Source organism: Pseudomonas sp. BRG-100, assembly GCF_000737955.1.
GTDB classification, from domain to species: Bacteria; Pseudomonadota; Gammaproteobacteria; order Pseudomonadales; family Pseudomonadaceae; genus Aquipseudomonas; species Aquipseudomonas synxantha_A.
Genome location: NZ_JPRX01000001.1, coordinates 699,320 through 715,672, shown reverse-complemented (window position 1 = coordinate 715,672; position 16,353 = coordinate 699,320). Strand labels below are relative to the sequence as shown.

Annotated in this window: 18 protein-coding genes; 6 read left to right on the top strand and 12 right to left on the bottom strand. The window is 60.7% G+C overall.

The features are described from left to right. Nucleotides 1-3 precede the first annotated feature (3 nt). Complete coding sequence (locus JH25_RS23845; RefSeq protein ID WP_005787606.1) at nucleotides 4-804, top strand: aminoglycoside phosphotransferase family protein; 801 nt, start codon at nucleotides 4-6, stop codon at nucleotides 802-804. Here the strand turns inward: JH25_RS23845 and JH25_RS23850 are convergent. After that, nucleotides 798-1,745: a helix-turn-helix domain-containing protein gene (locus tag JH25_RS23850; protein ID WP_032876343.1), complete on the bottom strand. Its 948-nt coding sequence runs from the start codon at nucleotides 1,743-1,745 to the stop codon at nucleotides 798-800. The two genes, JH25_RS23845 and JH25_RS23850, sit on opposite strands and share 7 nt — an antisense overlap. A 242-nt stretch (nucleotides 1,746-1,987) precedes the next feature. Between JH25_RS23850 and JH25_RS23855 the strand changes: the two genes are divergently transcribed. Beyond that, nucleotides 1,988-2,761 carry an L-iditol 2-dehydrogenase gene (locus tag JH25_RS23855; protein ID WP_032876342.1) on the top strand — a complete coding sequence of 258 codons (774 nt, stop codon included), beginning with the start codon at nucleotides 1,988-1,990 and terminating at the stop codon, nucleotides 2,759-2,761. A gap of 127 nt (nucleotides 2,762-2,888) precedes the next feature. Beyond that, complete coding sequence (locus JH25_RS0126770) at nucleotides 2,889-3,596, top strand: isochorismatase family protein (RefSeq protein ID WP_081883270.1); 708 nt, start codon at nucleotides 2,889-2,891, stop codon at nucleotides 3,594-3,596. Here JH25_RS0126770 and JH25_RS23860 read toward each other — a convergent pair. From JH25_RS23860 to JH25_RS23890, 7 genes are read right to left on the bottom strand one after another with little or no spacing between them, the layout of a single operon-like run. Beyond that, nucleotides 3,541-4,572: an ABC transporter substrate-binding protein gene (locus JH25_RS23860; protein ID WP_032876340.1), complete on the bottom strand. Its 1,032-nt coding sequence runs from the start codon at nucleotides 4,570-4,572 to the stop codon at nucleotides 3,541-3,543. The two genes, JH25_RS0126770 and JH25_RS23860, sit on opposite strands and share 56 nt — an antisense overlap. 14 nt (nucleotides 4,573-4,586) lie before the next feature. Next, nucleotides 4,587-5,684: an NAD(P)/FAD-dependent oxidoreductase gene (locus tag JH25_RS23865; RefSeq protein WP_032876339.1), complete on the bottom strand. Its 1,098-nt coding sequence runs from the start codon at nucleotides 5,682-5,684 to the stop codon at nucleotides 4,587-4,589. After that, on the bottom strand, nucleotides 5,681-7,024 hold the full coding sequence (locus JH25_RS23870; RefSeq protein WP_032876337.1) for an FAD/NAD(P)-dependent oxidoreductase: 1,344 nt from the start codon (nucleotides 7,022-7,024) through the stop codon (nucleotides 5,681-5,683). The genes JH25_RS23865 and JH25_RS23870 overlap by 4 nt, the downstream gene beginning before the upstream one ends. Next, a complete protein-coding gene (locus JH25_RS23875; protein WP_005787618.1) occupies nucleotides 7,021-7,311 on the bottom strand; it encodes a (2Fe-2S)-binding protein in 291 nt (96 codons plus the stop codon). Before JH25_RS23875 ends, JH25_RS23870 begins: the two co-directional genes overlap by 4 nt. Continuing rightward, nucleotides 7,311-8,105, bottom strand: a complete 795-nt coding sequence (locus JH25_RS23880) for an ABC transporter permease (RefSeq protein ID WP_005787620.1) — start codon at nucleotides 8,103-8,105, stop codon at nucleotides 7,311-7,313. Before JH25_RS23880 ends, JH25_RS23875 begins: the two co-directional genes overlap by 1 nt. A gap of 4 nt (nucleotides 8,106-8,109) precedes the next feature. Then, nucleotides 8,110-8,955 carry an ABC transporter permease gene (locus JH25_RS23885; protein ID WP_032876335.1) on the bottom strand — a complete coding sequence of 282 codons (846 nt, stop codon included), beginning with the start codon at nucleotides 8,953-8,955 and terminating at the stop codon, nucleotides 8,110-8,112. After that, complete coding sequence (locus JH25_RS23890) at nucleotides 8,952-9,980, bottom strand: ABC transporter ATP-binding protein (protein ID WP_032876332.1); 1,029 nt, start codon at nucleotides 9,978-9,980, stop codon at nucleotides 8,952-8,954. Before JH25_RS23890 ends, JH25_RS23885 begins: the two co-directional genes overlap by 4 nt. 225 nt (nucleotides 9,981-10,205) lie before the next feature. On the opposite strand from JH25_RS23890, the gene JH25_RS23895 reads away from it, so the two are divergent. Both JH25_RS23895 and JH25_RS23900 read left to right on the top strand, forming a co-directional pair. Next, the gene (locus JH25_RS23895) at nucleotides 10,206-11,054 is read left to right on the top strand and encodes an IclR family transcriptional regulator (RefSeq protein WP_032876330.1); all 849 of its coding nucleotides are present in this window, start codon (nucleotides 10,206-10,208) and stop codon (nucleotides 11,052-11,054) included. Nucleotides 11,055-11,138: 84 nt separating this feature from the next. After that, nucleotides 11,139-12,494: an MATE family efflux transporter gene (locus JH25_RS23900; RefSeq protein WP_032876327.1), complete on the top strand. Its 1,356-nt coding sequence runs from the start codon at nucleotides 11,139-11,141 to the stop codon at nucleotides 12,492-12,494. Here the strand turns inward: JH25_RS23900 and JH25_RS23905 are convergent. Then, entirely contained in the window at nucleotides 12,478-13,065 is a 588-nt protein-coding gene (locus tag JH25_RS23905) for a TetR/AcrR family transcriptional regulator (protein WP_032876325.1), read from the bottom strand. The genes JH25_RS23900 and JH25_RS23905 overlap by 17 nt on opposite strands. A 131-nt stretch (nucleotides 13,066-13,196) precedes the next feature. On the opposite strand from JH25_RS23905, the gene JH25_RS23910 reads away from it, so the two are divergent. Then, the gene (locus JH25_RS23910) at nucleotides 13,197-14,369 is read left to right on the top strand and encodes an MFS transporter (RefSeq protein WP_032876322.1); all 1,173 of its coding nucleotides are present in this window, start codon (nucleotides 13,197-13,199) and stop codon (nucleotides 14,367-14,369) included. 12 nt (nucleotides 14,370-14,381) lie between these two features. On the opposite strand, the gene JH25_RS0126765 is transcribed toward JH25_RS23910, so the two are convergent. From JH25_RS0126765 to JH25_RS23920, 3 genes are all read right to left on the bottom strand, one after another. Then, a complete protein-coding gene (locus tag JH25_RS0126765) occupies nucleotides 14,382-15,386 on the bottom strand; it encodes a family 2 encapsulin nanocompartment cargo protein terpene cyclase (RefSeq protein WP_050549299.1) in 1,005 nt (334 codons plus the stop codon). 227 nt (nucleotides 15,387-15,613) lie between these two features. Further along, a complete protein-coding gene (locus tag JH25_RS23915) occupies nucleotides 15,614-15,973 on the bottom strand; it encodes a type II toxin-antitoxin system HicB family antitoxin (protein WP_032876319.1) in 360 nt (119 codons plus the stop codon). After that, nucleotides 15,970-16,221, bottom strand: a complete 252-nt coding sequence (locus JH25_RS23920; RefSeq protein ID WP_032876316.1) for a type II toxin-antitoxin system HicA family toxin — start codon at nucleotides 16,219-16,221, stop codon at nucleotides 15,970-15,972. Before JH25_RS23920 ends, JH25_RS23915 begins: the two co-directional genes overlap by 4 nt. Nucleotides 16,222-16,353 lie beyond the last annotated feature (132 nt).

The window sequence follows — 16,353 nt, the reverse complement described above, 5'->3', positions numbered from 1 at the left end:
CATATGTTCGATCACTATCTGCGCGCCTGGAGCTTGAGTGCCGATGGCGAGCCTATCGTTACGCCTGGCAGTCACCTTTTGCCGGTGCGCTGGCAAGGCATGGCGGCGATGTTGAAAATTGCCCATACCTCGGAAGAAAAGCTTGGCGGTCGTTTGTTGAGTTGGTGGGCAGGCGACGGCGCGGCTCAGGTGTTTGCCCATGACCACACCGCAGTATTGATGGAGCGCGCCACTGGGCCAGGTTCCTTGATGCGCATGGCCCTCAATGGCCAGGACGACGAAGCCAGCCAGATCGCCTGCGCTACCGTGGCCCGACTGCATGCGCCCCGCGCATCGCCGCCCGAGGGTTTGCTTGGACTGGATGAATGGTTCAATGCCTTGTGGAACGCCGCCGAGCGCGAAGGTGGCGTGCTACGCGATTGCGCGGCGATGGCCCGTACCTTGTTGGCGGCGCAACAGGATAGGGTGGTGCTGCACGGAGATATCCATCACAACAATATTCTCGACTTCGGCCCTCGGGGTTGGCTGGCGATTGATCCAAAACGGGTGGTGGGTGAGCGCGGCTACGATTACGTCAACCTGATCTGCAATCCGGATTTGCCTACTGCTAGCGACCCGCAGCGTTTCAGCCGCCAGGTCGAGGTGATTACGCAGGCGGCGGGGCTGTCGCGCACGCGTCTGCTGCAATGGGTGGTGGCTCACGCTGGGCTGTCCGCCGCCTGGTTTCTGGAAGATCAGGAACGCGAGCGCGCCGAGGCTGAGTTGCGGGTGGCTTGCCTGGCGCAACAGGCACTGGGTCAATAGGTGAGCTTGGCGCGTGGTGGTTGATTGGCGATGGGGTTGAATAAATGCAGTGCAGTCTGCCGCCGGTATTCGCTCGGCGTCTGGTGCATTTCGATGCGAAAGTGGCGGTTGAAATTGGACAGGTTGGCGTAGCCCACTTCAAAGCAGATATCCGCCACCGACATCTGGCTTTGCAACAACAACCGGCAGGCACGTTGCACGCGGAACTTGCGCATCAGGTCGATAAAACCGTGGCCGGTGTTGCGCTTGAAAAAACGCGAGAAGCCCGGCTCGCTCATCTCCAATTGCCGCGCAATGTCCGATAGGCGCACGTCGCCGGTCAGTTCGCGCATCAGGTAATCGAAGGCTTTGTTGATGCGATCGGCACTGCGCGCATCCAGGGTGGGTGCGTAGTACGGGCTGGCCAGGGTCTTGGCCTGTGTGGGCGAGGCGTTCTTCAGGGTGTCGAGCAGCTGCAGGAACAGGGTCAGGCGTTGCAGGCCATGGGCGCTGCCGATGGCCTCCATCAGTCGTGCCGCACTCGCTGCTGCTTCGCCGCTGAATTCAAGGCCGCATCGCGCCCGTTCAAACAACGGTTGTAGATCGCCGAGCTCAGGCAGGGTGGTGCGCAGGGCGAGGAGGGCGGCGCCGTCGAACTGCAGCACCACGTCGCGGCCGCTCAGGTATTCGCCCGGCGCCAGGTCGCCGATCCAGTCGTGGGGCAGGTCAGGACCGATCAACGCGACATGACCGGCGCTGAACGCACCAATATAGTCGCCCGCCACCAGCTTGCCGCTGCCTTGGCGGATCAGGTGAATCTCGAACTCGGGGTGGTGGTTCCAGCGCGCCAGCTCATAGGGATAGTCATGTTCGAACCAGCGAAAACCATGCTCCGGTTCGGGCAGGATCACTTCAAGCTCCGCAGGGCGGTGCTCGAACGGGCTGGCGCGGCTGATGGGCATGGTGCTGCCTCTTGTCGTTGTGCAATGGACTCAAAATACGCGCACCGGCAATCAGTGTGCTACCCCGGTTTTGCCTTGCACTGGTACTTTTTTGATCCTGGGCTTGAAGTTAAAAAAGTATCAGCCGCGCAGTCGCCAGTCGTTTGTGAGGGCCAGGCCGAGCTGCTGTAATCGAAGCACGCCCACAAAAACAACAGGTGCAATGTGCCGGCGACCCGAACTCATTTTTACAGGACACCGCGATGAAACGACTCGAAGGTAAAAGCGCGTTGATCACCGGATCGGCGCGGGGTATCGGCCGAGCATTTGCCCAGGCCTATATTGCTGAAGGCGCTACCGTTGCCATTGCCGACATCAACCTGCAACGCGCCCAGGCCACCGCCGCCGAATTGGGCCCCCAGGCTTACGCCGTGGCGATGGACGTCACCGATCAAGCTTGCATCGACGCCGCCATCGCCGCGGTCGTGGCCCATGCCGGCAAGCTGGATATCCTGATCAACAATGCTGCGCTGTTCGACCTGGCACCTATTATCGACATTACCCGCGACAGCTTTGAGCGGCTGTTCTCGATCAACGTCGCCGGCACCCTGTTCACGCTACAAGCCGCGGCGCGGCAGATGATCAGCCAGGGCCATGGCGGCAAGATCATCAACATGGCCAGCCAGGCCGGACGGCGGGGTGAGCCGTTGGTAGCCGTCTATTGTGCGACCAAGGCGGCGGTGATCAGCCTGACGCAATCGGCGGGGTTGAACCTGATCAAGCAGGGCATCAACGTCAATGCCATCGCCCCGGGCGTAGTGGACGGCGAGCACTGGGACGCCGTTGATGCGCTGTTTGCCAGGCATGAGGGGCTGGCACCTGGCGAGAAGAAAAAGCGGGTAGGGGATGAGGTACCGTTCGGGCGCATGGGCACGGCGCAAGATCTGACCGGAATGGCGATCTTCCTGGCGTCGAAGGAAGCCGACTATGTGGTGGCCCAGACCTACAACGTGGATGGCGGCAACTGGATGAACTGAAGCCATGCACCGTTAAAAACATGGGAGGGGCGGTGCGACGATTCGACTTGTACCCATGGCGGTGTTGCCAGCCATCTATAAAGTGACTGACACTCCGTCACCTGGGGCCTGCCACCGGAGAATCACCATGACCCTTGCGAAAACCGCCATCGCTTCATTCGACGTCGACGCGCAGAAAAGCTTCACGCCTTTGTGCCCCAACGAATTGCCGGTGGTCGGTGGCGACCGCATTGGCGCCGAACTCAACTACATGGCCAGCCTCGCCGGTCATCGCATCGGCAGCAAGGACGCCCACACCCCGCATGCCCCTTGGGTGGTTGCGCAGCACAGCCAGATGTTGCAGCCCACTGGCCTTGCCCACGCCGATGTCACCTGGGTCAGCCACTGCGTGCCGGGTACCGAAGGCTTCACGTTGCTCGACGAACTGCCAGCGCCTTATGACTATGACTACTTCGTCTGGAAGGGCGTCGAACCCGACCTGCACCCATATGGCGCCTGCTACCACGACCTGCATGACAAACTGTCCACCGGCGTCATCGAATACCTCAAGGCCCGAGGGGTGGTGCGTGTGATCGTCGGCGGCCTGGCTTTGGACTACTGCGTCAAGACCACTGTGTTGCAGTTGCTCAAGGCCGGATTGCAAGTGGTCCTGCACCTGCCGGCGTGCCGCAGCATCAGCGAGGAGGGGGGTGTACAGGCGGTCAATGAGTTGCTCAATGCAGGTGCTGTCATCAGTAGCACCCGCGATGAACTGGCCGCGATTGCGCAGCGCTCAAGCCTCAACGCTCAATCGAGCGACTCCACCGCGCATTCCATTCCGGCCTCGCCTGGTTAACCTGGTCCCAGTCAATTGAAATCGCCGTCTGCAAGTAACCTTGCATGGCTTCCACCCGTGCCCGGGTCTTTTCGGTGGTGGGCGTCGTCGGGTTCGAAGGGATCTGGTCGCCGTCCTCCAGCGCCGGCGCCTGGGCCTCGGCGGTCAGCAAGAACGCTGCGAGTTTCTGCGCCAGTTCCGGCTGGTCATTGCGGGCGATCACGCATTCGGCCACGTTGAGAACCACCGCGCCTTCCTTGGGCTGCGCATATTCCATGGGGATGCCCAACAGCTTCTGCGTGGCGACCTGGGTCGGCGTCAGGGGGAAGAGTGCGGCTTCGTCGGTTTGCACCATCTCGGAGATCTTCGCGGAGCTGGCGATGTATTCCAGTACGTTGGGGCCGACGCTCGTAGGCCAGGCTTTGAAGCCCGGTTCTACATTGGTTTCATCGCCACCCTGGATGCGGTTGAACATCAGGAAACCGTGCAGGCCAAAGGTGGAGGAGGCCAGGGACTGGAACACCACTTTGTCCTTGAAACGCGGGTCGGCCAGGTCCATCCACGAGGTGGGTGCGGACCAGCCCTTGTCCTTGAACATCTTGGCGTTGTAACCCAGGCCGGTGACGCCCAGTGTTACGGCCACGGCTTCGTCCTTGATTCTGGCCTTGGCCGGGATCTGCTCCAGGGTCGGGCTTGGCGCGAGCTTGTCGCACAGGCCCATGGAGATCGCGCGGTACATGATGCCGTCGTCGAGGAACATGACGTGCATCTGCGGGTTGGCCTTGTTGGCTTGGACCTTGGCAAGGATGTCCGAGGAGGTGCCGGGTACGATCACCACCTTGACGTTGTTGGCTTTCTCGAAGGCGGGCAGCACCTTGTCGGCGTACACCCGTTCCATGGTACCGCCGTTCATGCCCAGATACAGCGTGGGGGCGGCATGGGCGGTGCCGGTGAGCAAGGCGAGGGACAAGCAGGATAAAGCGATGCGTGAGTGCATGGATGTTTTTCCTCTCAGGCTTGGAAACGACGGATGGAAAACGCTTCGATGGGTTGGCGGCTGGCCCCTGCGCAGACAATCTCTGCCAGGGCTTCGCCGACTGCGGGGCCGAGCTGGAACCCGGCGCCGGCGAAGCCGAAACCGTGGAGCAGGCCAGGTTGGGTGCTGCTGGGGCCGATCACCGGTTCGTGATCGGGCAAGTAACCTTCGGTGCCGCTCCAGGTCCGGATCGCCTGGGCACCCTTGAGAAATGGATAGAGTTCGCTGGCATTGCGCAGAATTTCCAGCAGCGCGGCCTGGCCTGGCCTGGCTTGCTGTGGGCCGAGGGCAAAGCCGCGACCGCCGCCGAGGATGCAGTTGCCCCTGGCGACTTGCCGCGCATAGATCCCTCCGCCCTCGACACCGGTACTGACAGTCATCACCACCGGCAGTGGTTCGGTGACCAGCATCGCCGGGTGCGCCGAGGTAATCGGTACCGGCTCGTCAAACTGTGCAGCGACACTGCCGGCCCAGGCACCGGCGCAGTTGAGCAGCCAGGGGGCTTGCAGATGCAAGCCATTGGCACAGTGCACCTGGAACTGTTGGCTGTTGTACTCGATGCCGATCACTTCGGCTTGCTCGTACACCTCGGCGCCGTGGCGTAGGGCGGCACGGGCGAAGGCAGGGGCCACTAGTCGCGGGTTGGCATGTCCGTCTTCCGGGCACAAGGAGGCACCCACTGCCACGTCGCCCACCCAGGGGAAACGCCCGCGCAACTCAGTGCGATCCAACAGCTGCAAGCCCAGGTCGAAGCCACGGGTTTGTTCGGCATACGCATGCAGCGCAGCAAAATCTGCCGGGCTGCGCGCCAGCTTCAAATGCCCGCAGCGCACGTACTCGCCACTAATGCCAATCAAGCCTGGCAAGTCGGCCCACAGTTGATGGGCGCGCTGGGACAACGGTAACTGATGCAAGGGCCGGCCCTGGCGGCGCACGCCGCCATAATTGACGCCGCTGGAGTGCGAGCCACAAAAATCCCGTTCCACCAGCGCCACCCGCTGGCCTTTTCGCGCGAGTGTCAAAGCTGCCGAAGCGCCGACGATCCCGCCGCCCAGGACGATGACGTCGATCATGGTTGCCCCTCCACGCCAAACGGCAGCGGCTTGATCGGCGCTTGGCCTCGCAGGCGTCCGACTTGTTCGATGCCACGCCCGCTGCGCTGGGCGACAATTTCCGCCGTCGCCAACCCGCACATCCGTCCCTGGCAGCGGCCCATGCCAATGCGGCAATGGGCTTTGACCCGATTTATTTCCCAGTGACCCTCATCCACTACTGCCCGCACTTCACCGACGCTGACCTCTTCGCAGCGGCACAGAATCAGTTCGTCGGGGGCTTGCACAGCCCATTGTTCGGGGAAAGGGAACGCGGTTTCCAGGCCCTGACGAAAGCCCTGGATCCTCGCCAACTGCTTCTGCAGCGTATCCTGGCGGTGCTGATCGACCGTAATGCCGGCATCCTCCAGCAGCGCCAACGCCGCACATTCGCCAGCCATCTGCGCCGCATCCGCGCCCATGATCCCTGCGCCATCGCCAGCCAGATACACCGCCTCGACGCTGCTGCGCCCAGCGCAGTCCCGCTGCGGCAACCAGGCGCGGTTGAGATTATTCCAGGCAAAGTCACAGCCGAGTAAATCCGCTAGTTGCGTTTCGCTGCGCAGGGCATGCGCGAAGGCCACCGCATCGCATTCCAGCGTCTGTTCGCCCCAGCGAATGCCGTGGACCCGTTGCTCTCCATCGATCTGCGACAGTGTTGCGCCCTGATGCACGGCAATCCCATGGGTCGTCAGCCAAGCACGGTAATACAAACCCTTTGCCAGGGTCGCCGGTTGCCTGAGCAGCGCCGGTAATGCGCGACATTGGGCACTGAACGGCGCACTGTCGAGCACGGCCAACACCTTGGCGCCCGCCTGGGCATATTGATAAGCGACGAGATAGAGCAGTGGTCCGGAACCACAAAACACTACGCGTTCGCCAATTGCGCAGCCCTGGTACTTCAAGGCGATTTGCGCCGCGCCCAGGCTGTAGACGCCCGGCAAGGTCCAGCCCGGCACCGGCAGGATGCGGTCGGTGGCGCCGGTGGCGACAATGATGCGCGAATACTCAACGCTGTCGATGCGACCGCTGGTGAGCAGGTCGAGACGGTTGTCCTCGGCGTTCCATACCAGGGTTTGCGGCCGGTAGTCGATCAACGGCGCAAGCTCGTCCATGATGCGATGCACGGTCTGCGCCTTGCTCGCTTCAAAGCCGTAGAGTTGTTTGGCCGAGCGCTGGAAGTTTGCCGGTTGGCGCCGATATATCTGCCCGCCGCCGCGCAGGTTCTCATCGATCAAGCAGGGTTTTATGCCGTGATCGAGCAGCGTACGTGCGGCAGCGATGCCCGCTGGGCCTGCGCCTACAATTGCCACGGGCTTCATGGCTGCCGTCCTGGATCGCGGCTGATCGCGTGACCTTCTTCGAGCAACGTCGAGCAGGCCCGTACGCGTCGCCCATCGGCAAGCCGTACCCAACAATCCTGGCACGCACCCATCAGGCAAAAACCGGCGCGGCGTTCGGCGCTGAAATCGCTGCCGCGCAGATGGTCGGCGCAGGTCAGCATGGCAGTCAGCAAGGTATCGCCGAGCAGCCCGGTGGCCGGCTGCCCATCAAGGGTGAACGCCAGGGCTGGGCGCTGGGTTTCGGTCAGCCGCTTGAACAGCGCCATCAATGTTTCCCCACCAGTACACGGTCCAGGCCGTAGACCCGATCGAGCAGAATCATGGTCGCTGCGGTGAGTGCGATCACCAGCGCCGATACCGCCGCCATCATTGGATCGATGGACTCAGTGGCATACACGTACATGCGCACCGGCAGGGTTTGTGTGGCAGGTGAACTGACGAAGATTGACAGGGTCACCTCATCGAAACTGTTGATGAACGCCAGCAACCAACCACCGGCCACCCCAGGCAAAATCATCGGCAAGGTGATTTGCCGGAACAACGTAAAGCGCCCGGCTCCGAGGGATTCGGCGGCCTGCTCGGCACTGCGATCAATCCCGATCGCTGCCGCCAGCACCAGGCGCAGTACATAGGGAGTGATGATCACCACGTGCGCCAGCATCAGCCAGGTAAAGCTGCCATTAACGCCCATCAACGCAAACAGGCGCAGCATCGCCACGCCCAGCACCAGGTGCGGGATGATGATCGGCGACAGAAACAGTGCACTGAAAAAGTTGCGCCCGGGGAACGTATAGCGACTGATCGCCAAAGCCGCCGGTACCGCGATCAAGGTCGCCAGGGACGCGGCGGTAAACGCCAGGATCAGGCTGTTATAGAAGGCCTGGATGAAGTCGGCGCGTTCGAATACGGCGCGAAACCAGCGCAGGGAAAAGCCCGATGTGGGCAGGCTCAAGGTGTTTTCCGGGGTGAACGCCACCAGGCACACCACCACCAGCGGCGCCATCATGAACAGCACCACCAAACCATGGAAACCGAGGGCCAAAGGACCGTTTCTGGACATGCGCTTAAACCCCCAGGGACTTTTTATAGCGGCCTTCGACCATTCGGTTCCAGCTCAGCATGATCAGTAGATTGACCAACAGCAGCACCACCGCGATAGTCGCGCCCATGGGCCAGTTGAGTTCCGAGAGGTATTGGTCATACACCACAGTGGCGACCATTTTCAGACGTCGCCCGCCCAGCAGCCCTGGGATTGCGAATGAACTGGCGGCCAGGCCGAACACGATCAAGGTGCCGGACAGCACACCGGGCATCACTTGCGGCAACACGATCTTGCGCATCACCGTGGCCTGGCTTGCGCCCAGCGACAGCGCCGCTTGTTCCGCCGAGGGGTCGAGCTTTTGCAGGGAGGTCCATACCGGAATGATCATGAACGGCAGCATCACGTGCACCAGCGCGATGATCACGGCGAACGGCGTATACAGCAGCTTCACCGGGCGCCCGCCGATGGCCTGGATCACTTGGTTGACCAGGCCATCGGCGCCGAGCAGCAAGCTCCAGCCAAACGCGCGTACCACCACGGAAATCAGAAGCGGTGTGAGGATCAGGATCAGGAAGACCGACCGCCACGGCGTACCCATGCGGCTGAGGATGTACGCCTCCGGTACACCGATCAGCACGCACAGCAACGTTACCAGCGCACTGATCCAGAAGGTGCGCCAGAAGATCTCGTAGAAATAGGCATCGCTCAACAATGCCAGGTAGTGGGCCAGGGTCCACTGATCGGCCTTTACACCCACCTGGTAATCGAACACGTTGAAGGACAGTACCAGCGTCAAGGCCAATGGCAAGATCAGTAACCCGCCAAACAGCACCAATGCCGGTAACGAGAGCAGGTAGCCGCGCCTCATGGGTGCACCTCATCGGCCGCCAGTACCCGCAGCAAATCCGCTTGCCATTGCAGGCCCACTGCCGCGCCGTTGCAAAGCGGTGCGCTGCCATCGTTGCCGCGCACCACGGTAATTTCGCCAAGGGGGGTATGGATGCGATACAGCCATTGGCTGCCGAAAAAGTAGCGGTCGAGCACCTGGCCTTGCACGCGGCCTGAACCTGCTTGTACCAATTGGATCTTTTCCGGACGCAGGCTCAGGGTCAGTTGGCCAGCGCCGCCCTGGTGACGCACTTGGGGGACACCGAGCGCGTCGTAGTCGCCGGCCAGCAGGTTGGCCTTGCCGACAAAGTCAGAGATGAAGCGCGTGCGCGGGTGTTCATAGAGTTTGTACGGCGCGTCGATCTGGGTCACGCGCCCGGCCTGCATCACGACCACGCGATCGCTGATGGAGAGCGCTTCGCCCTGGTCATGGGTGACCATTAAGGTGGTGATGCCCACCGCACATTGAATGCGGCGGATCTCGAACTGCATCTCTTCACGCAGGTTGGCGTCAAGGTTGGACAACGGTTCATCCAACAGCAGAACCGGTGGCTCGATCACCAATGCACGGGCCAGCGCGACGCGTTGGCGTTGGCCGCCGGAGAGTTCCCGAGGGTAGCGTTCGGCATGGGGGGCCAGACGCACCAGTTCGAGTACGGTCTTGACAAGGCTTGCGATCTCGGCGGCCGGTACCTTGCGCATCTTCAAGCCGAAGGCGACGTTGTCGCGCACGCTCATATGGGGAAACAGCGCATAACTTTGGAACACCACGCCCAGGCCACGACTGGCAGGCTTGGCGCGGGTGATGTCGCGACCATCGAGCAGGATCTGGCCGCTGCTCACCTCGACAAAGCCGGCGATCATTTGCAGGGTGGTGGTCTTGCCGCAGCCCGAAGGACCAAGCAGGGAAACGAATTCACCTTTTTCCACCGCGAGGTCGGTGGCAACTACTGCATCAACGGCGCCGTAGCGTTTACTCAAGGCGTTGAGTTGGAGAAATGCCATGTCTGCGTTCCACCTTTTATTCCGCCGCGCCGAAGCGCGCTTTTTTGTTTTGGGCAGATGCGAAAAGAGTGTTGTCGGTGCGTTGACGCTCGATCTTGAGTCGGCTGCCAGTTGTTGTTCGTTTCGCCCCTGTGGATGCAGATTAGAGCGAAGACTAGGATGGGCGGAAGATGGGATTTCATTCAGCGGACTACTATTTTAAGATTTATTCACTGAGCAGAATTTATGTTGATATCGAGTGATACAGATTCCATTCAGCGGAATAGTAGCGGCAAGGAAGTCGGTGCTGGTGGCGTATCCCGCGTGTTTGCCTTACTACGCGCTCTGGGTGAAGTGCCCGAGGGAGGTGAACGTGTCACCCAGCTCGCCCACCGAGTTGGCCTCTCCCAGCCCACCACTCACCGCTTGCTACGCAGCCTGATGGATGAAGGCATGGTCGAGCAGGATGCGCGCAGTAAACGCTATCGCCTGAGCCTGGAGTTCTTTGCGTTGGCGGCCAATGCCGGCAAGACTGGCAACCTGCGCGATCTGGTGCGCCCAAGCCTGTTGCGCCTGAGTGCATCGTTGGGAGATTCGCTGTTCCTGCTGGCTCGCAGCGGCTTCGACGCCATTTGCCTGGACCGCAGCGAAGGCCCGTACCCGATTCGTACCTTCACCGGTGATATCGGCGGGCGCGTAGCCCTGGGGGTAGGGCAGGGCAGCCTGGCAATTCTGGCCTTTCTGCCGCAGGAAGAGCGCGAGACGGTCATCCGCTACAACCTGCCACGGCTCAAGGATTTTCATTTGTATGACGAAGTGCTGCTGCGCTCCGAAGTTGAGAACGTTCGCAATTTGGGCTACGCGGCACGCAACACCGGGGTGCTGGAAGGTATGGCGGGGTTGGCAGTGCCGATCCTCAACCGCGAGGGGCATGCGGTCGCAGCGTTGAGTGTGGCGACCATCAGTGACCGCCTGGGGCCAAGCCGATTGCCGATGGTGGTGGAGTTGCTCAAGCGCGAAGCTGCAGCAATCGGGCCACGCATCAACCCGTTCGACCCTACGTTGCGCAGGCCGTCGCAGACGTTTGGTGGATGAGTGATCTTTGCTAAAACGCATTAGCATTGGATCCACTTACGGTATAACCCTGCGACGCTTTCGTTATTCGAGGTCCCATTTTTCATGCTGACCCCTTTGCAACGCCCGCTGTGGCAGATCTACCTGATCTTTCTGGCACCGATGGTGCTGTCCAATTTTCTGCAAAGCTTTTCCGGCACCCTCAACGGTATCTATGTCGGGCAAATGCTCGGCACCCAGGCTTTGGCGGCGGTGTCGGGGATGTTCCCCATCGTGTTTTTCTTTATCGCCCTGGTGATCGGCCTGGGGGCGGGCGCCTCAGTGTTGATCGGCCAGGCGTGGGGTGCCCAGGAGACGGGGCTGGTCAAGGTGATTACCGGCGCCACCCTGACGTTGGGCGCCCTGGTGGGCCTGATTGCCGCGGTGCTGGGCAGCCTGTTTGCGCGCCCGGCCTTGCAGGCATTGGGTACGCCGCTGGATGTGCTCGACGATGCGGTGGGCTATGCCCAGATGATGATGTTGATCATGCCGCTGTTGCTGGTGTTCATCCTCTATACCCAATTGCTGCGTGGGGTGAGCGATACGATTTCACCGTTGCTGGCGTTAATGGTTTCGACCCTGGTGGGCTTGCTGCTGACGCCAGCGCTGATTCGCGGCTGGATCGGCCTGCCGCCCCTTGGCATCCAGAGTGCGGTTTACGCAGGTTTGGTGGCTAACGCCTTGGCGATGCTGTTCCTGGTGCTGCGCCTGCGGCATAAAAACCATGTGATGGCACCGGATCGCGAGCTGCTCGCGGCTTTACGCCTGGACCGCGTCATCCTCGGTAAAGTGCTGCGCATCGGCCTGCCGACAGGCTTGCAGATGGTGGTGTTGTCGTTGTCGGAATTGGTCATCCTGGCCCTGGTCAATAGCCACGGCTCCCAGGCCACGGCGGCTTATGGCGCGGTGACGCAGATCGTCAACTACGTCCAGTTCCCGGCGCTGTCGATTGCCATCACCGCCTCGATCCTCGGTGCCCAGGCGATCGGCGCCGGGCGCCTGGAGCGCATCGGGCCGATCCTGCGCACGGGGTTGGTGATCAACCTGTGCCTGACCGGGGGCCTGATTGTGCTCGGTTATGGGTTGTCGCACTGGTTGCTGGGGCTGTTCATCACTGACGACAGCGCCCGGATCAGAGCCGAACACCTGCTGCACATCATGCTCTGGAGCATCCTGGTGTTCGGCTTCCAGGCGGTGATCGGCGGCATCATGCGCGCCAGCGGCGTGGTGCTGATGCCGGTGGCAATCTCGGTTTTCTGCGTGCTTTGCGTGGAGCTGCCGATGGCTTATCTGTTCAACGCACACTTCGGGCTGGAGGGGGTGTGGATGGCGTTCCCGGTGACCTACCTGGCAATGCTGGTATTGCAGACCGCGTATTACCGGCTGGTATGGCGGCATAAGCAGATCAAGCGGTTGGTTTGAGGCTGAGCCCGCGCAGTAACACCTCCAGGCCCTGCAAGCCTTCCTCCAGCCGCGCGCTCGGGTGTGCATCCCGGGCGATCCACAACGCCGTGTTGACCAGGCTGCCGTTGATCAACTGCGCCAGTGCCTGGCTGGGTGCCGGCTCCACCCATCCGGCTTGCATCAGGGCCTCCAAGAGTTGGCGCAACGACTCAACGCAGTGGTGTTGTGAGCCGGTATCCCCCAGCACCGCTGGCGCATCCTGCAACACAATGCGCTGGATTTCCGGATCCTGGGCCATGCGCAGATAAGCTCGGCAGCGTTCGCAAAACCCGCTCCAGGGCTCTATGGCCTGCGCGCTGATGCGTTGCAAGTGCTCGTCCATCTCGCTGTCGAGCTGGGCGACTACGGCTGCCAGCAAGCCTTTTTTGTCACCAAAGTGATGGTACAACGCACCGCGCGTCAGCCCGGCTTGAGCGGTAAAGTCATCCATCGAGGTATGGGCATAGCCTTGGGTGGCGAATGCCCGGCGCGCACTTGCGATCAGGCGGGCGCGAGTCTCTTCGATCATTTCGGCACGGGCTCGGCTCATGGAAGTCTCATTGGTTGGTGATTGACATACGGTGCGTATGCGAAGCATGATCCCTCACATACGCACCGTATGTATTCTGCCCGGATCGCTTCAGATAGCAAGGCCGCGGCTTGAGCAAGAGGTTACGCAGGATGGCAAACCCTTACGCCGAATTATTCCAGGTCCCAGGCGCCCGAGCCTTTGTGCTCGCAGGCATGTTGGCGCGCATGCCAATCTCGATGACCGGTATCGGCCTGATCACCATGCTCGCCCAAGTCCATGGCGGTTATGGGCTGGCGGGGTCGGTGGCGGCGGTGTTTGCCCTGGCCACGGCGTTTTGTGCGCCGCAAGTGTCGCGTTGGGTGGACCGCTACGGCCAGGGCAAGGTCCTGCCGATAGCCGCACTGATCGGCGGCGGGGCGCTATTGATGTTGTTGCTGTGTACGCGTTTGCAGGCACCAAGCTGGACGCTGTTCCTGTTTGCTGCGCTGGCCGGCTGCATGCCCAATATGTCCGCCATGGTGCGGGCGCGCTGGACCGAGTTGTACCGCGGCCAGCCCAGGCTGCAAACCGCGTTTGCTCTGGAGTCGGTGCTGGATGAGGTGTGCTTTATTATCGGCCCACCCATTTCTGTGGGCCTGAGCGTAGTGCTGTTCCCCGAAGCCGGCCCTTTGGTGGCGGCATTGTTGCTGGCGGTGGGCGTCACCACCTTTGTAATGCAGCGGCAAACCGAGCCACCCATACACGAGCACCACGGCGCGCATGGCCGCTGGCTGATCGCTTCCCCTGCGGTTTTGATTCTGATGACCTTGCTGCTGGCCATGGGCGTGATCGTCGGCGTGGTGGACGTGGTCAGTGTGGCGTTCGCCCAGCATCAGGGCCAGCCGGCGGCGGCGAGTATTGTGCTGTCGGTGTACGCCATCGGTTCGTGCCTGGCCGGGCTGGCTTTCGGTGCCCTCAAGCTCAAGGCGCCGTTGCCGCGTCAGTTCCTGTTCTGCGGCGTGGCCACGGCGTTGACTACCTTGCCCTTGTTGCTGGTGAGCAACATCCCCGGCCTGGCCGTCGCCATATTTATCTCCGGCCTGTTCTTTGCGCCCACCTTGATCGTGTCGATGGCCATGGTCGAGCAGATAGTCGCGCCCAGCCGTCTTACCGAAGGCATGACCTGGTTGATCACCGGGCTGAGCATCGGCGTTGCTATCGGCGCCGCCAGCTCTGGTTGGATGATCGATCATTTCGGCGCTGCCAGTGGGTTCCGGGTGGCGTTGGCGGCGGGGGCGGTGGTGTTGTTGGCCGCATGGTTGGGGTATCGGCGGTTGGGCTGAGTGCCGGCTTGTTCACACTTGATAGCGACCGCTGTGTCGATGCCACTCGTAATTGCCGCCCAGCCAGGCTTTTACCCCGCCGAGGAAGCGCTTGAGCGTGGGGGAGGCCTGTTTGAGCAGCCTTCTTTCCTTGGCTTCATATCTACGTATAAGCGTGTTGTGAAGATCGGCTGTCAACCACAAGGCTTGCTGTAATGAACAACCTTGTTCGTTTGCCAGCAGCAATGGCAGGTTGAAATCACCGATGCCAGGCTCTTGCTCTTTGGATGCGGAATACAAGTCATTGACGAGCATGGTCAAACTTGCAGCTAGGGCGATCACTTCGCGTACAGGCGCAGAAAAATAAGTATCGGCACCCAGTTCATAGCCGCCGACAATATCAATGAGGGCCATGCAAGGTAAAAAGCTGTTGACTTGACGATGTGCCAAATATTCCCAGACTTGAGGCAGGCTGTGTTCGATGCGCCATGAAGCTTCCGCATTCATGGTCACGAACATCGCAATGGTCTCCGACTGAACGCGAGCTTTCTGCGAGGGTGTCGCATAGCGATCCAGGTGGTTCATATATCCCCGCAATCCACGTAAAACCGGATCATCGTTGAACGCACGTTTGAGCGCGAGGTCGTGGGATGGAATCAGATATGCCCTGTCCAGGGCGGCCAGGGCCAGTGACAAGCGTGCGCCCAGGAGCTTGGGGTTGGCGCCACTTCGCTCATCATCACAATAGTGATCGTCTACCGCGAACAGCGCCGCCATGCATTTTGCAGACAGTAGCAAGCGTTGAACGTCGTCGGTGTCGGCGTGACACAGCATTACGAAACGCCCGAAGTTCGAGGCCCTTACGTGATCCAACTGCCCCTCGAAAATACCGATTCGATTGATCCACGCCATTAACAGCGCATTGATACGGTTGCCGAGCGCTTCGTCCAGTCGTATCGGTAATGGACATTCAAGCGCAGGTATTTCCAGGCCGGTTGAGTTTTTTTGTGGGGGAGGCGGCGGGCTGATGTCGTTCATAGCAAGACTCCGGGTGTCTATGCCATTGGACGTTACTGCGGACCAAGGATCAGGAAGGGCGTTGATTTCAATTTAGAAGTCCGGGTGGAAAAACACAATGGACCCTTTAGTTCTGATTGGAGTCAACGACCTCTAATGCCCGAATAAGACCATTTGGGATGACTCGCGTCGTCACTTCGCCACACGCATCGAACGAGCCCTGTGGCGATGTTGCCTGACTGGCCAATTCAAACCGCCGCTAGACCGTCGTCGTGCTGTTGCAGAAACTCATTCAGCGCTTGGCGCGTAAGGTCGTTCAACGTCACCTTTTTACGCATTGCGGCCAGAGCGGCTGCCAGATGCAGTTCATGCCCAACGCGTACGTTGAACGAGCCCTTGCATGGCTTCTCAGGTGATTGCCCCAGGGTCTGGCAGGTAGCCAGATAATCGTCCACGGCTTCGCGAAAGGCTGTGTCCAGTTCTGCGACGGTTTTGCCTTCGTAGCTCACTAATGCCTTGATGAATAAAATCTTGCCGAACAGGCAGTTGTCTTCGAGGCTGGCCTCGATAGAGCCGATGTAGCCTTTATGTTTGAGCTGGTTGTTCACTGAATCAGTTCTCCTGATTTCAATTGTTCGATGATCTGGCGCCGAATGTAATGTTTCAGTTCGTTGCCCGGGTGAGGCTTGTGCAACGTGATCATTGCACTGGGGTCGCCGATATCGAACTTGACGCGGCTTCCAGCCCCTTCAATCAGTGTGTATCCGAGTCGGCGTAACAGCGTGACGAGCTCGGGCCAGGTAAATGCCATGTGCTCATTGAGCAATTTGGCGAGCAGCTTTTCATTTTTGGACACGGCGTTCCTTGCGTGTAACTAAATGTAGTTGCAAAAAGTGGTGTTCGTCAATGCTAGCTCGGGGGCGTGTGCCTTTCCCGGAATTGATGTAACCCTTGATGACAGCTCGCTCGATGCCACCCATCCCCCCGC

Bases quoted from the DNA above. Each gene is read 5' to 3' on its own strand.
- JH25_RS23905 (WP_032876325.1), bottom strand. From the start codon at position 13,065: ATGAGCCGAGCCCGTGCCGAAATGATCGAAGAGACTCGCGCCCGCCTG.
- JH25_RS23910 (WP_032876322.1), top strand. From the start codon at position 13,197: ATGGCAAACCCTTACGCCGAATTATTCCAGGTCCCAGGCGCCCGAGCC.
- JH25_RS23885 (WP_032876335.1), bottom strand. From the start codon at position 8,955: ATGAGGCGCGGCTACCTGCTCTCGTTACCGGCATTGGTGCTGTTTGGC.
- JH25_RS23875 (WP_005787618.1), bottom strand. From the start codon at position 7,311: ATGGCGCTGTTCAAGCGGCTGACCGAAACCCAGCGCCCAGCCCTGGCG.
- JH25_RS23900 (WP_032876327.1), top strand. From the start codon at position 11,139: ATGCTGACCCCTTTGCAACGCCCGCTGTGGCAGATCTACCTGATCTTT.
- JH25_RS23860 (WP_032876340.1), bottom strand. From the start codon at position 4,572: ATGCACTCACGCATCGCTTTATCCTGCTTGTCCCTCGCCTTGCTCACC.
- JH25_RS23870 (WP_032876337.1), bottom strand. From the start codon at position 7,024: ATGAAGCCCGTGGCAATTGTAGGCGCAGGCCCAGCGGGCATCGCTGCC.
- JH25_RS23850 (WP_032876343.1), bottom strand. From the start codon at position 1,745: ATGCCCATCAGCCGCGCCAGCCCGTTCGAGCACCGCCCTGCGGAGCTT.
- JH25_RS23890 (WP_032876332.1), bottom strand. From the start codon at position 9,980: ATGGCATTTCTCCAACTCAACGCCTTGAGTAAACGCTACGGCGCCGTT.
- JH25_RS23880 (WP_005787620.1), bottom strand. From the start codon at position 8,105: ATGTCCAGAAACGGTCCTTTGGCCCTCGGTTTCCATGGTTTGGTGGTG.
- JH25_RS0126770 (WP_081883270.1), top strand. From the start codon at position 2,889: ATGACCCTTGCGAAAACCGCCATCGCTTCATTCGACGTCGACGCGCAG.
- JH25_RS23845 (WP_005787606.1), top strand. From the start codon at position 4: ATGTTCGATCACTATCTGCGCGCCTGGAGCTTGAGTGCCGATGGCGAG.
- JH25_RS23895 (WP_032876330.1), top strand. From the start codon at position 10,206: ATGTTGATATCGAGTGATACAGATTCCATTCAGCGGAATAGTAGCGGC.
- JH25_RS23855 (WP_032876342.1), top strand. From the start codon at position 1,988: ATGAAACGACTCGAAGGTAAAAGCGCGTTGATCACCGGATCGGCGCGG.
- JH25_RS0126765 (WP_050549299.1), bottom strand. From the start codon at position 15,386: ATGAACGACATCAGCCCGCCGCCTCCCCCACAAAAAAACTCAACCGGC.
- JH25_RS23865 (WP_032876339.1), bottom strand. From the start codon at position 5,684: ATGATCGACGTCATCGTCCTGGGCGGCGGGATCGTCGGCGCTTCGGCA.